A 13,043-nucleotide genomic window follows, 5' to 3' on the forward strand; every position below is an offset into this window, starting at 1 on the left:
AATCGCGACTTTGCTTTTATTGTTTCAATTGATTTTTCTTTCGTTTACGAAGGATGATATACAATATTACTGCGATGACAAGGATGAGCCCAAGAAATTCTGCAATTAAAATATAGGATATTTCACCTTTTTTATCTACCTTCACATCACCACTATCAGCTTTTTGCTCCACTGCCACGACAAATTGTCCTTCTTTTGTTTCAATCGCAGCGTCTGTCTGTGAATCTGTCTCTTTTAAGTGAGCATAAAAGTCACCTTTTACAGAAGCATGTTCTACTGAATGAATCCATAATAAAGGCTCGTTAAGCTGCCAGAAATTTTTTGTTATAAACACATATTGACCAATTGCCTCAGGTAAAAACCCTTGTGTGAGAAGCTGCTCAGATGTATGAGGAATTTTTGTGGCTTGTTTGGAAAGCCATGTGAGCTGTTCCATTTCGCCCATAAAAATCACTGCATGCTTTTGTAAAGCTTCCTCTGTTACATTCTTATCCTTCATCAGCGAAATTTGCGCCATATTGCCATTCGTCATTAGCGATTTATAAAGCGATACCATTGTTGTATCGTCCATTTCCCCATTATCAGGTATAACGATTAACGTATTTTCATGAAAAGCATTAGGAAAATCACGTAATGTAAATGTCGGTTCAGAAGTGTCCTTTGTAATCGATAATGTACTGTCACTATCAATGTAAATCCAATAGCGTTCATTGGTTGTTTCGCATGGATCTTCTAGTTGGAAGCCCGTTACTTCAAATTGGATATCGGTCATTGATAGTTTGTTGAGCACATTGGTTTGAATCGGTATAAGGGCCTCATACATATCTGTTGTTGTTTGTTCTAATTTTCGTAAATCTACTGCATGTGGCACATTATTGATATACGCGATCAATTCTAATTTTCGATCCTCATCCTCTTTGCTACCCGGTATAGTTGCTGATTTTTTGACTATCAAACGCATGAAAGCTTCTTTATTTGCCTCTAACTGTGGCAAGGACACATAGTAATGAGGTGTCATTGTCGCCTGGCTGGATAAAAGTCGATCCTCAAAGCCAAATTGCTTAAATGAAATCGTTGTATCAGATGAATCCTCTATTTTAGGAATATCTTGAATCGCTAATGTATCACCGATTAATTGCTCGAATAATCTTGCTTCGGTTAAAAAAGATAGTCGTTCCTGAATCACTTGTCCATTTGAAGAGGTTACGGCTAAAAGAGGTACTTTTCGATGAGAGTCTGTATTCACTAGTTCCTGCATCGTAAGTGTAATGACATCTTTCTCAACACTTATATTTTCTAACATCTTTTTCAATAGGCTTGTACTAAATTCATTTTTTGCCCCTACGATGATGATGGGACCTGTTATCTTATTAATAGCATCTTCACGCTCAATCTGTACATCTGTGTCACCATGTTCGGATAAAAAGGCTGCAAGCTGATACCCGCTGTTTAATGTGGCTTCAGAGGCTTGCTTTGGTACAATAACCGTCGTTGCATATCCCTCATAGCCTAAAAATGCAGCAGGATAGCTATTTAATGACCAAACATTGCTCTCCTCGCTAAATGCTGAAATAGACGATCCTATTTCAATACGTAGCCAATTTCCCGCGTTGCCAGGTGGTACACAAATCCCTTCTTTAAGAATGCCATAAAAACTAGCTGAAATTTTATGAGAACCCTTTAGCAGTGCTTCTTTTGGAAGATTGACGGTAACAGTCTGTTTTAATAAATCTGCTTTCAATGGGATTGTTTTAATGGCTACATCATCCACTTTCACCGTGAAGGAGGATGGCGCTATAAGTAGCTCAGAATGCTGGATTTGAAAAGTAACGTGCTGGTTATTGAATGCTACATCCTCGTTTAGATTGTAATAAAAATCTCTGGAAGAGGAAGGTCCCTGTAATTCAATTGGCTGTGCTAATAATGGCTTTTTCTGCTGTTGATTGCCTTCAATTGCAATGGTGTTGTCATCTACGGTAATGGTAGCTGCAACTGCATCATTAGCAAAACATAAAAAACCAATACAGAATAAACATAAATAGAAAAATTTGGTTCTCATTATTTTGCTCCTTTATCTGATTGCTTGGAAAAACGCTCTGTCTTATACCACTGAACTTCTTGGCCTGTAAACATGCGCTTTATTTCTAATAGTAATGACCAAACGACTAGTACAATCCACATTTGTGAATAGGTAAAATACATAAGTATGACATAGAAGAAATTTTTTCGATTCATTTCTGTTTTTTCAATACTTAAGGTAATCATCACTTCACCTAAAAATAGTAAAAAGGCTAAAACCCATAAAACAAGGGCAATGTCGCCAACGGTCAATCCAATATCATAAAATAAATTAATAATAAACAGGGCATTGGATAAAATGACACCAAAGAAAAATAAAAAATACGTAAAGAAGAAATAAAATAAATCAAATATTATACTTTTTCTTTTTAGGGTGAAAAATTGACTTAAAAACTTCAGCACGACATATTGATTGCCCCTTGCCCATCTTGTGCGCTGCTTCCACCATACTTTTAACGTTTCTGGTTCTTGCTCCCACGTAATGGCTTTTGGGAAAAAACGAATATGGTAGCCTAAATTATAAACACGGATGGTCAGCTCCGTATCTTCAGCTAATGCTTTCACATCCCATCCACCTAATTGCTCCAAAACCGTCCGTCGGATTGCGAAATTGGTGCCAGGTATAGTTGCCACCTTAAACCACTTCCAACGCCCGCCTTGAGCCATCCATTGGAAACAAATCGTTTCTATATTGATAAAACGCGTTAACCATGTTTCTGCCGCATTAATAACGCGAAATTTCCCAACAGTGGCAGCCGCTTTCGGATCATTCATGAGCCCCATCACTAAATACCAAACGGCCATCCGTTCAGGTGTATTATCAGCATCATAAACCACTACAATATCCCCAGTTGAATCAGCTAGGGCAGAATTTAAGGCAGAGGATTTACCTTTCCCTCTGTTTGGCTCTACCGTTTCAATGACACGAATAAATGGGAATTTCTCTGCGTATCGCGCTGCAATAGCTCCTGTTTCATCCGAGGAATTATCATTAATGACGATCACCTCGAGTTGATCTTTCGGATAATAAAGTCGTGACATGGCCCGTAGTGTCTGTTCAATAACGAGCGCTTCATTGTGCGCAGGAATAAAGACACTAACAGAGGGAACCTTGTCCATTTTTTTAGCCCAGTCATCAATGGGCTTTTCAAATGTCCGAAAGTGTAAATAACCACCCTCCATTAAAAACATATGGTAGAGCAGCATGATCCAAATGAGGAAAAGAGAAATAAAAAATAATGTATTAGCCATTTGTTTTCCTCTCCTCAAATAATCTCTTACGTAAGGTAATCCGTAAACGCAAGGTACTTATAAAAAATAATGTAACAAACAGCGAAACAATCAAGACAAGCGCCCATAAAATCAATTCAAATGGTCGTTCATCAAATAAAATCTTCAAACGTTCTATTTTTGTAAACGATAATTGAATCGTTTGTTCGCCATTTTCATCTTGCTCAATCGAAACATTTTCTGATGTGACTCGTTGCTTTGTTTGCTGGAAATTAAGTAGTTCAATTTGTGGATGTTCACTTAAATAAGTGGCAAGATCTTGAACATAGGAAGCATTAAAATAGGCAGGGTATTGAATACCAATGATAGAACTCGGAACTTTTAATAACAGCTCTATTTTCTGTTTAACAGGATACAAAGGATTATTGTCCGTATTGGCAATAGCTCCTACTGTCATCGGATATATGGTGTGACTGTCGTTTTGCGATAGATAGAGCTGTTGATTTCCTTGTTGAATACTACCTTGAAAAAAAGAGCTACTGCCACTAATTATTGTTGGATAGATTTTACGAAGCACTAAATAATCGAGATTTTTTTCAGTTTGACTAGCAGTAGACGAAGAAAGGACGAATGGATACCCTTCTTTTTGCAATTTTTGTAAATAACTTAATAATTTTTTGTTATCGTGCAATTGATAGGTTTTTTTTTCATATTCATCCTGCAAAATCGGTGTGACTTCAAGAGCTACCGGGATTCTTTTTTCAGAAAATTCCATCACCACTTCTTTTAATTTCTGTACCTCTGTTTTCATATTGATATCTGTTAAAACGATAAAGGCAGGATGTATCTGCGGCTTGGATAAATGTAATAATTCACCTATTATGGCTGGCCATTGATAGTGCAAAAAATCCTGATTGATGAAATCCCCAATAAATGACCAATTGTCCTTTGTGACGATAAAAGGATAGGACTGATTCAAAGAAGAAGCATACTTTACTATTTCCGAATCTGCAGAAGGTTGTATACTTTTCCATCGAACAGGGTTGTTTAAACTTTCTTCTCCTATAGCTCGAAGCTCCACTACAGGTCCTTCCTGCCACTTGGAAAAAGTTGCGAATTGAAGTGCATTCTCACCAATCAGCAACACAGGTCCTTGAAATTGATTTAATGCAGATAGTGCATTTTGAGGGATTTTTGTTTGGTAGGAGTTCAAAATTACAATGCGTTTATACTGTTGTAGATTGCGTTCATTGACATCCTCTATATAAACAACATCTACGGACGTAGATGTTTGCAGCATCTCTTGCAAAGCGAATACATCATCATTTGGCTGCTGGTTGCTCGTGACATAAATCAATGCCACGTCCTTGTCAGCTTCTACTGCATATGCGATTTCATTATTGATGAAAGTATAAAAACAAAGCAATCCCATGGCGAACCATAATTGATAGTTAGAGCGCACTTGTTTTCATCTCTCTTTCCAGATCTTTTAATAATTCATCAAACGTGGATTCTTGCAGTGGCTGATAGGTGAAATAGCTTGTTTTATAACTTATGGTTACCCATTTACCATTTAACAATTGATGATTTTTCAAAGCTTGGTCCAATTTGTCATAGATGACTTCCATATATTTGTCAGTCGTATCGATTAGTAGCAACCCGATATGATCTTCACGAAAACGAAATTTTTTATCTGTTAGTCTGACAGTTTGCTGTATCCTTTGTGAAAGTTGTTGCCATAAATGTTGTATTTCTTTTGCCCCGTAAAGCTGTTGGAACTTTCGATAATTCTCAATTTTTAACACCATAAAAACAAAGGTTTGTTTCTGTCGATCCGCTCTTCGCATCTCCTCATTGACACTGATATACATACGTGTTTCATTATCAAAACCCGTTTCAACATCAATCGCTACATAATTCCTTACGTCTTCTTGCAGTTTCTTTAAATAGTTTTCCTGATCCTTCATTAATTCATGCACCCTACCGGCACAAAGAATAAGTAGCAATAACATAATGCCATAGAGGAAAGACAGCTGCATGGAGAAGGCTGGATTTAGAAATGTCAATGATCCTGATATTCCTGTATAAAGCAACGTTGAACCTGTAATAAAAATTAATACTAAGCTACTTATAAGTCCAAATACGATCCCTCTCCAAAGTGTAAGAACAATTAATAGCAATAAAAGAACGTATAATAGCAAGCCTTCAGCATCCTGACGCAATAAAAAATAAGTAGGTATTTGTAAGAGTAAAATAAGGATGGTTCCATAGACAAAAATAGCTCTATTTCTAGTCATTGTTGTACGCATTTTCTACCTCCCTTTCTGCTAATAGTGGTAGTAAATTATCAAAACTATGCGTTGCCCTTGTTTTTTTATCAACATAACCTGTTGTAGGGTCCTTTAAGGTTTCCATTTTCTCAATAAACTGCTGTGCTATTTGCTGTTCGTCTAATGCAAGCATGTATCTCGCTGCCATGGCATAAACAGCTGGTGATTCATAGTCAACAGTTGGTTGATTCGTTTGAGGATTATAACGACCATATAATTGATTGTCTCTTTTCAGAAGGTTTAATAGCCAGTCTTTGAATGCTGCTGTGTCCCCATCTATAGAAGCCAGATGATAAGCTGTGTACAACTGATCAATCATGTGTAATTCTTCGTCAAATACATACTTTTCAGCGGAAATATCATAATATTTCGGAAAAAACCCTGCGTTAGCTTGTGGCGCATTTTGTATAATAGCTAACTGCTGTTGGACTTGTTGTTGGGATAAGAGACCGTTTTTTTCCATCTCATAAAAAGCTGAAGGCATAATATAGCTAATCGTTAACGTATTGGCTTTGTCATGGCTGTCAACATCAACAAAATCGACAAATAATTCTTTATTCATTCCATGCTGAACCAAGTTCTCTCCTATTTTTTTACCCAATTGTAAGTAAGTTGAATCATGCCATTTTTCACCGGCTGACAGTAAAACACGAATGATTCGCAAATCATCAATCAATGCATTAACAGAAGCCTTTCTAGTCCCCTCGATTCGCCAGACAATAAAATCATTTGTTAAAAAGTATGATTTCATAACATTTATTTGTTCATTAAAACGGGCTTGATCATCTTTTTCTAGTAAATACGCCAACCATAACCCTACTGACTCTGATAAAAATAGATCTTTTTGGTTTGTTAAATCTGTGCATAATAATCCTTTATCATTCAGTAAATCTTGAATAACAAAATGTTCCGTTGATGAAAGAGGATCTTTTTGTCCATTTACTTCTTTACCTGTACAACTAATCGAAAGAAAAACTACACTAACTATTAACAGTAACCATTTAATATTTTTTATCATCGTCATCATCCTCATTAATAGTTATCTCCCTATAATGAATTCCGGTTTTTTATTATAGTATACAACAATTAGAATGGCTAAGTTTTTATATGAGTAATGTCATAATTTATACAGATTTAATAAAAAAAGATGTTTGAAAAAGGTCTATATACCCATCAAACATCTCCTATTTTATATATAAAATTATTATTTTTTTATACATTTCTATCGAAAGCAAAAATTGTTATTACAGTGTATGAAGGACACAGACCTATTGTTTCAATTTTAACTCCACGTCACTTAACAAGCTTCAAAATGGTTTTAAAATGTTCATGATCTGCACGTTGTAGTAGCTCATATAAGATCATTTCGGTGCTTGTTGGATAAATACCAAGGGCATTCATCTTTGCAAGCCCAATTTCTTTATTTGCCTTTGTTCGAGAAGATACGGCATCAACAACAACCTCGACTTCAAATCCTTGTTCTTTCAGTTGTCTAGCCGTTTGGTACACACAAATATGTGTTTCGATACCTGTGACAATAAATTGAGAACGTCCATTTTCCTTCATCGCCTCTACAAATGCCTCTTCTTGGCACGCACTAAAGGCCATTTTGGCAATAGGTTGCCCTTGTAAATGCTGGGCAATATCAAGTGCCGTTCCGCCTAAACGACTTGGATTCTGTTCTAGCCATAAAATAGGTACTTCTAGTGCTTGCATCGCTTGTACTAGCTTTGCCACATTATCAATTATCGTTTCACTGTCATCCACAATTGTTGCTAACTTTCCTTGCACATCTACAACTACTAAACAAGCTTTCTCTACTGTAAACATCCTAAACACCTCTTTTTCTTCTCTTTATAATATTATACAAAAATTTGCTTACCTATCGTAAAGTAATAAGGATTTTCTCTAATAATAGATTGATTTATCATGTTCTTTCACACTTTATCAAACAGAATCATCTGTAAACAAAAACACGAACATTGTTAATATCAAACTCTAAAAATATATTCAATATACGAAAAATATAACTTTTGTTTAAAAATAAGCCTCTATTCGTTCGTGTTTAACACAAAATACTTGCTTAAATGTGTACATTTTGTTGCGAGCCTGTCGCCATTCTGCTCAAATATTAAGAATTTTATTTTTTCTCTTGAAAATTAGGGTATAATCCAGTAAAGTTCTGTTATTAACCAAACAAGGAGTGTACCACTTTGACACAACGTGCATACAATTTCAACGCAGGTCCATCTGCTCTACCACAAGAAGTATTAGAGAATGCTCAACAACAATTAGTAAACTTCCGTGATTCAGGTATGTCTATTATGGAAATGAGTCACCGTAGTGCCATTTTCGACGATGTACATAACGAAGCTATTACTTTATTAAAAAAGCTTTACGCTATTCCAGAAAACTATGAGGTACTATTCTTACAGGGTGGAGCAAGCCTTCAGTTTACAATGGTGCCTATGAACTTCTTAAACACTGAGCAAAAGGCTAGCTATGTATTATCAGGCTCATGGTCTGAGAAAGCTTTTAAGGAAGCTAAATTGTTTGGAACACCTGTTGAAGCTGCAAGCACAAAAGAAAACCAATACCGCAATATTCCTGCATTAGAAGCTATTCAATTCAATGAAGATGATGCTTATGTTCACATTACTTCCAATAACACGATATACGGTACACAATGGAAAAACTTCCCTAACACAGGAAATGTTCCACTAGTAGCGGATATGTCAAGTGATATTCTGTCTAAGCCAGTGGATATTGAAAAGTTCGGAATCATCTATGCTGGTGCTCAAAAAAACCTTGGCCCTTCAGGTGTAACGGTCGTGATTATTCGCAAAGATTTACTTGAAAAAGCGAATAAAAACATCCCAACGATGCTAAAGTATACAACACATGCCGATAGTAATTCTCTTTATAATACACCACCGACATTTGGGATCTATATGCTAGGCGAGGTGTTAAAATGGGTAGAAGCTAAAGGCGGCGTAGCAGAAATTGAAAAACATAATGAATTAAAGGCAAAAGTGATTTATGATGCCATTGACAATAGCAATGGTTTCTACAAAGGCCATGCGACACCTGAAAGCCGTTCTTTAATGAATATTACATTCCGTGTTGCAGATGAGGAGCTTGAAAAGCAATTCCTTGTAGAGGCAAAGGCAGCAGGTTTTATCGGGCTAAATGGACACCGTTCTGTAGGTGGCTGTCGTGCTTCCACTTATAATGCAGTGCCACTGGAGGCTTGTGAAGCTTTACGAGATTTCATGGTAGATTTCCAACAAAAACATCAATAAACTTATCTTTGAACGACGAGTCCTTACATTTCTGTAGAGACTCGTCGTTTTTCTCATTTGTAGAGGGAAACAAGCAAATCTATCCCCATAAAATTAACTTGTGTAGATGTTTATAGCAATATTTCAACTTAGGGCTTTACACAATGCCAAAGTTTTTGAGAAATATATAGATTTTTAAGCTGCCTATCGGACATATCGCCAGCCTCTAGCTATGCACCAAACATAGATTATTACTGTAAGGGTTACCCTTACGAAACTAGAGGAAGGGAGGTCTAGACAATGGAAGATAAACGATATATGTCACATATGAATTGGCAAGGCTGTAAATGTCCTAAAAAAGAGGAAAAATGCTGTCAACGTAAAGTTGAGAAATGTCCTTGTCAAAAAGAGGAAAAATGTACACCAAGAATGAGCAGCAACTGTAGAAGTTGTATTTGTCAACAATTAAGAAAATTAGAGCTTGCTACTACACTAGATATCTTCTTATCTGGAGGTATTAGCTTCTTAGGTGTGACTTTCATCTCCTTCGATCCACGAACTTGCTGTGCATACTTCCTTGAGCCAGGTGCAGCAGCTGCTTCTCCTTTAATCGTAGATTGCAATAAAATTGTTGCGATTCGCCGAGTGGCAGTAGCTTAATCAATTTAGAGGGTAGCCCTATACAGGCACCCTCTTCTTACATAGAAAAAAACTCTGTCAACATTTAATGTGACAGAGTTTCATGCTTACAATCTGGGCATTTCCCATATATTTCAAACTTATGATTTTCAATTTCATAGTCAGGCAATTTTTCACCTAACATTTCCATTGGACAAAGATTAAGCTCTTTGACGTTGCCACAATCCATACAGATAAAATGATGGTGATGATGCGCAGATTCACAGTGCATACGGAAATTACGTTCCCCTGATAGCTCTGTTTCATCTAATATCCCAAGTTTCACAAAAGTAGCAAGGTTACGATAAATGGTATCAAAACTCATTCCCGGAAAATCTTTTTTTAAAACATCCAATAAATCACGAGCTGTTAGATATTTATCTGTTGCTGCAAACATATCTAATATTAACTCCCGTTTATCTGTTTTTTTATAGCCATTTTCCTTTAATATTTCCCACGCTCTTGAAATATTCATTGCGCTACCTCCCCCTGCTTTGCAGCCATTTTAAATGCTACCTTCTTTCCTAGGATTACAAGTAACAAAATCAAAATAGAAGTGACAACAATCGTGCCTCCTGGCGCTAAATCCAAATAAAATGCACTAATTAGTCCAATTAATACAGCTGTTTCTCCAAAAACAATAGCATAAAAAATGGTTTGCTTAAAGCCCTTTGCCAAGCGCATTGCAGCTGCGACAGGTAACGTCATCAACGATGATACTAGTAAAATACCTACTATGCGCATGCTTGCCGCAATGACAAGTGCTGTCACAATCATAAATAAAAGATGAACCCAACGAGCCGGAAGTCCGCTAGCTTTTGCATATTCCTCATCAAAAGACAAAACAAATAATTCTTTAAAAAATAAAAACAAAAAGACAATAACAATAGCAGCTATTCCGATCACTACCCATAAATCTTGGCGAGACACAGCAGATACTGAGCCAAATAAATAGCTCATTAAATCTGTACTAAAGCCACTGGCAAGTGAGATAAAGATAGCACTAATCCCAATACCACCTGACATAATGATTGGAATGGCAAGCTCCTCATAGTGCTTATACAAACGTCTTAGACGCTCAATTAAAATAGAGCCACTAACAGAAGCTAGTATTCCTAGATAAATAGGATTGAGCATTGCTAATGCTGTTACTGATTGACTGATGTATAAGCTCCCAGCGATTCCTGCGAGTGTTACATGCGACAATGCATCCGCAATCAAGGATAGTCTACGTACAACAATAAACACACCCAGCAATGGAGCAAGTATGCCAATTAATAATCCAGAGAAAAAGGCATTTTGTAAAAATTCATAGTGTAAAATTGCTTCAATCATCGTGCCTACTCCTTCTAATGAATCTTTCTCACGGAATGGCCATACCAAGCGTCTAGCGCATCCTGAGAAATATTATCAAATTCATTTTTATAGCCATGGAAGTGAATGGTTTGATTCAAACATGCCACATGGCTAATGCGATTTGATACCGTATCAACATCGTGTGTGACAAGAATCATGGTAATTCCTTGTTCCCGATTCAATTTCGCCAGCATATCATAAAATGACTGCACATTCTCGTGATCAATGCCGACCGTTGGCTCATCTAAAATGAGCAGTTTGGGATCACTGACTAGAGCTCTTGCAATAAAAACACGTTGTTGTTGTCCACCAGATAGTTCTCCAATGTTACGATTCATAAAAGCATCCATGCCAACTGCCTTTAAAGCTTCTTGAACTTTCCCTTTGGCATCTCGGCCAGGTCTTTTAAAAAGCCCTAATTTTTTCGTTAATCCACTTTTCACGACCTCTTGCACGGTTGCTGGGAACCCAGAATTAAAGGCATTGGATTTTTGCGACACATAGCCAATCCATTCACGGTGCTTAAAATTTGCACTTGGTTCGCCAAATAATTTTATTTCTCCAGATAAAGGTTTTAATAAACCTAAAATAATTTTTAATAATGTTGATTTTCCCGAACCATTCGGACCGAGAAGCGCTAAAAAATCACCCTCTTCTACACGAAAAGAAATGTTTTTTAGAACTTGCGTATAGTCATATTGAAATGACACATTTTCAATGTCAATAAGTGTTGTTTTCATGCATGATCGCTTCTTTCTAATTCAAAATCATTACGATTTACAAATTGTAAGTATAAAGGAAAGTGCAGTTTTTGTAAAGAAAAGAAGATGGATGCTTTTTTCGAATAGGCTAAATGTAAGTGTGTATATGATTTCATGAAAATAAAATGGGATAAAGGAGGATTGACTTTGAGTATTCAATTTTTACAGCAATTAGCACAAAGCACGGATAAGGAAATTGTCGCGATTGCTCGTGAAGAAGGCTTTAACATTACGACTTCTGAAGTAAAAAAACTTCGACCTTATTTGGAGCAATTCTCATTTTCTTGGCTATTTTTAGGTATTCCTAAAGATATTCTTGTTGAAGTGGAGGCGGTTTTAGGAAGAAAGCGCTCTCGTCAACTCATCGCCTTGTTTACAAAATAAAAAAAGCCCGAAATCAGAATCACAGCCTGATTTCGGGTTATTTAATGTTAGCCTTTTAACGCTTCAATAAGCTCAGGCTTAAATGTACCGTTTCGTAACATATCGATTTCCACTTTATACGGAGCTACCTTAGATTTGGCATCACTATTGAGAGGAACAAATGGCGTTTCTAAAATTTTGGGAACATCCATTAATTGCGGATGATGTACTACATAGTTGAGGGCATCAAAGCCAATATGACCAAAGCCAATATTTTCGTGGCGATCTTTACCTGCGCCTCGCACATTTTTGGAGTCATTAATATGCAATACTTTAATGCGTTCCACACCGATTATTTTATCAAATTCGTTTAATACACCATCAAAATCTTCTACAATATTATAGCCAGCATCATGTGTGTGACAAGTATCAAAGCATACAGAAAGACGTTCATTATTTGTTACACCGTCAATAATTTTAGCAAGCTCTTCAAAGGAACGCCCACATTCTGTCCCCTTCCCTGCCATGGTCTCTAATGCAATTTGAACGGGATAGTCTTGAGATAATACCTCATTTAAACCTTCAATAATTTTAGCAATGCCAGCATCAGCACCTGCACCTACATGGGCCCCAGGGTGTAAAACAATTTGCGTTGCTTCCAGTGCGGCAGTACGTTCAATTTCTGATTGTAGAAAATCTACGCCGAGACGGAATGTTTCTGGTTTTTCTGTATTGCCAATATTAATAATATAAGGTGCATGGACAACAATATTGGTCATACCATGCTCTTTCATATGCAGGAGGCCATTCATGATGTTTAAGTCAGCAATGGCTTTACGACGCGTATTTTGCGGTGCTCCTGTATAAATCATAAATGTATTGGCTCCGTATGATAGAGCCTCTTTACTAGAGCCAAGTAGCATTTCTTTCCCACTCATCGAAACATGTGAGCCAAGTAACATGTA

The 13,043-nt window shown here is 36.7% G+C and carries 13 protein-coding genes; 3 read left to right on the forward strand and 10 right to left on the reverse strand.

Features of this window, described 5'->3' with window-relative positions; translation table 11 throughout:
* Positions 1–16: 16 nt before the first annotated feature.
* The 6 genes from MHB65_RS15795 to MHB65_RS15820 all read right to left on the reverse strand — a co-directional run bounded on the left by MHB65_RS15795 (position 17) and on the right by MHB65_RS15820 (position 7,469).
* The gene (locus MHB65_RS15795) at positions 17–2,059 is read right to left on the reverse strand and encodes a cellulose biosynthesis cyclic di-GMP-binding regulatory protein BcsB (protein ID WP_342440987.1); all 2,043 of its coding nucleotides are present in this window, start codon (positions 2,057–2,059) and stop codon (positions 17–19) included.
* Complete coding sequence (locus MHB65_RS15800) at positions 2,059–3,330, reverse strand: glycosyltransferase (RefSeq protein ID WP_342440988.1); 1,272 nt, start codon at positions 3,328–3,330, stop codon at positions 2,059–2,061. The genes MHB65_RS15795 and MHB65_RS15800 overlap by 1 nt, the downstream gene beginning before the upstream one ends.
* Positions 3,323–4,771 (reverse strand): DUF2334 domain-containing protein, encoded by a 1,449-nt coding sequence (locus MHB65_RS15805; protein ID WP_342440989.1) that lies wholly within the window; start codon positions 4,769–4,771, stop codon positions 3,323–3,325. Before MHB65_RS15805 ends, MHB65_RS15800 begins: the two co-directional genes overlap by 8 nt.
* Complete coding sequence (locus MHB65_RS15810) at positions 4,761–5,618, reverse strand: diguanylate cyclase (protein WP_342440990.1); 858 nt, start codon at positions 5,616–5,618, stop codon at positions 4,761–4,763. Before MHB65_RS15810 ends, MHB65_RS15805 begins: the two co-directional genes overlap by 11 nt.
* A complete protein-coding gene (locus MHB65_RS15815) occupies positions 5,599–6,657 on the reverse strand; it encodes a hypothetical protein (protein WP_342440991.1) in 1,059 nt (352 codons plus the stop codon). The genes MHB65_RS15810 and MHB65_RS15815 overlap by 20 nt, the downstream gene beginning before the upstream one ends.
* Before the next feature lie 275 nt (positions 6,658–6,932).
* Positions 6,933–7,469, reverse strand: a complete 537-nt coding sequence (locus MHB65_RS15820; RefSeq protein WP_342440992.1) for a hydrolase — start codon at positions 7,467–7,469, stop codon at positions 6,933–6,935.
* Between the two features lie 383 nt (positions 7,470–7,852).
* On the opposite strand from MHB65_RS15820, the gene serC reads away from it, so the two are divergent.
* Positions 7,853–8,941, forward strand: coding sequence for a 3-phosphoserine/phosphohydroxythreonine transaminase (gene serC, locus MHB65_RS15825; protein ID WP_342440993.1), 1,089 nt, complete (start codon positions 7,853–7,855; stop codon positions 8,939–8,941).
* Positions 8,942–9,220: 279 nt separating this feature from the next.
* Entirely contained in the window at positions 9,221–9,580 is a 360-nt protein-coding gene (locus tag MHB65_RS15830; RefSeq protein WP_205444410.1) for a hypothetical protein, read from the forward strand.
* Positions 9,581–9,644: 64 nt separating this feature from the next.
* Here the strand turns inward: MHB65_RS15830 and MHB65_RS15835 are convergent, their stop codons facing one another.
* The 3 genes from MHB65_RS15835 to MHB65_RS15845 are packed head-to-tail and all read right to left on the reverse strand — an operon-like array spanning position 9,645 to position 11,694.
* The gene (locus MHB65_RS15835) at positions 9,645–10,073 is read right to left on the reverse strand and encodes a Fur family transcriptional regulator (RefSeq protein ID WP_342440994.1); all 429 of its coding nucleotides are present in this window, start codon (positions 10,071–10,073) and stop codon (positions 9,645–9,647) included.
* Positions 10,070–10,933: a metal ABC transporter permease gene (locus tag MHB65_RS15840; protein ID WP_205444411.1), complete on the reverse strand. Its 864-nt coding sequence runs from the start codon at positions 10,931–10,933 to the stop codon at positions 10,070–10,072. The genes MHB65_RS15835 and MHB65_RS15840 overlap by 4 nt, the downstream gene beginning before the upstream one ends.
* A 14-nt stretch (positions 10,934–10,947) precedes the next feature.
* Positions 10,948–11,694, reverse strand: coding sequence for an ABC transporter ATP-binding protein (locus tag MHB65_RS15845; protein WP_205444412.1), 747 nt, complete (start codon positions 11,692–11,694; stop codon positions 10,948–10,950).
* Positions 11,695–11,862: 168 nt separating this feature from the next.
* Here MHB65_RS15845 and MHB65_RS15850 point away from each other — a divergent pair, with 168 nt between their 5' ends.
* Positions 11,863–12,099, forward strand: coding sequence for a Nif11 family protein (locus MHB65_RS15850; protein WP_155591608.1), 237 nt, complete (start codon positions 11,863–11,865; stop codon positions 12,097–12,099).
* A 47-nt stretch (positions 12,100–12,146) separates the two neighbouring features.
* Here the strand turns inward: MHB65_RS15850 and MHB65_RS15855 are convergent, their stop codons facing one another.
* Complete coding sequence (locus MHB65_RS15855) at positions 12,147–13,040, reverse strand: deoxyribonuclease IV (protein ID WP_205444413.1); 894 nt, start codon at positions 13,038–13,040, stop codon at positions 12,147–12,149.
* Between the last annotated feature and the right edge of the window lie 3 nt (positions 13,041–13,043).

Origin of the sequence: Lysinibacillus sp. FSL K6-0075 (genome assembly GCF_038592945.1) — a bacterium.
GTDB lineage: Bacteria > Bacillota > Bacilli > Bacillales_A > Planococcaceae > Lysinibacillus > Lysinibacillus fusiformis_F.

Bases quoted from the DNA above. Each gene is read 5' to 3' on its own strand.
- MHB65_RS15820 (WP_342440992.1), bottom strand. From the start codon at position 7,469: ATGTTTACAGTAGAGAAAGCTTGTTTAGTAGTTGTAGATGTGCAAGGA.
- MHB65_RS15835 (WP_342440994.1), bottom strand. From the start codon at position 10,073: ATGAATATTTCAAGAGCGTGGGAAATATTAAAGGAAAATGGCTATAAA.
- MHB65_RS15795 (WP_342440987.1), bottom strand. From the start codon at position 2,059: ATGAGAACCAAATTTTTCTATTTATGTTTATTCTGTATTGGTTTTTTA.
- MHB65_RS15845 (WP_205444412.1), bottom strand. From the start codon at position 11,694: ATGAAAACAACACTTATTGACATTGAAAATGTGTCATTTCAATATGAC.
- MHB65_RS15840 (WP_205444411.1), bottom strand. From the start codon at position 10,933: ATGATTGAAGCAATTTTACACTATGAATTTTTACAAAATGCCTTTTTC.
- MHB65_RS15855 (WP_205444413.1), bottom strand. From the start codon at position 13,040: ATGTTACTTGGCTCACATGTTTCGATGAGTGGGAAAGAAATGCTACTT.
- MHB65_RS15800 (WP_342440988.1), bottom strand. From the start codon at position 3,330: ATGGCTAATACATTATTTTTTATTTCTCTTTTCCTCATTTGGATCATG.
- MHB65_RS15830 (WP_205444410.1), top strand. From the start codon at position 9,221: ATGGAAGATAAACGATATATGTCACATATGAATTGGCAAGGCTGTAAA.
- MHB65_RS15815 (WP_342440991.1), bottom strand. From the start codon at position 6,657: ATGATAAAAAATATTAAATGGTTACTGTTAATAGTTAGTGTAGTTTTT.
- MHB65_RS15810 (WP_342440990.1), bottom strand. From the start codon at position 5,618: ATGCGTACAACAATGACTAGAAATAGAGCTATTTTTGTCTATGGAACC.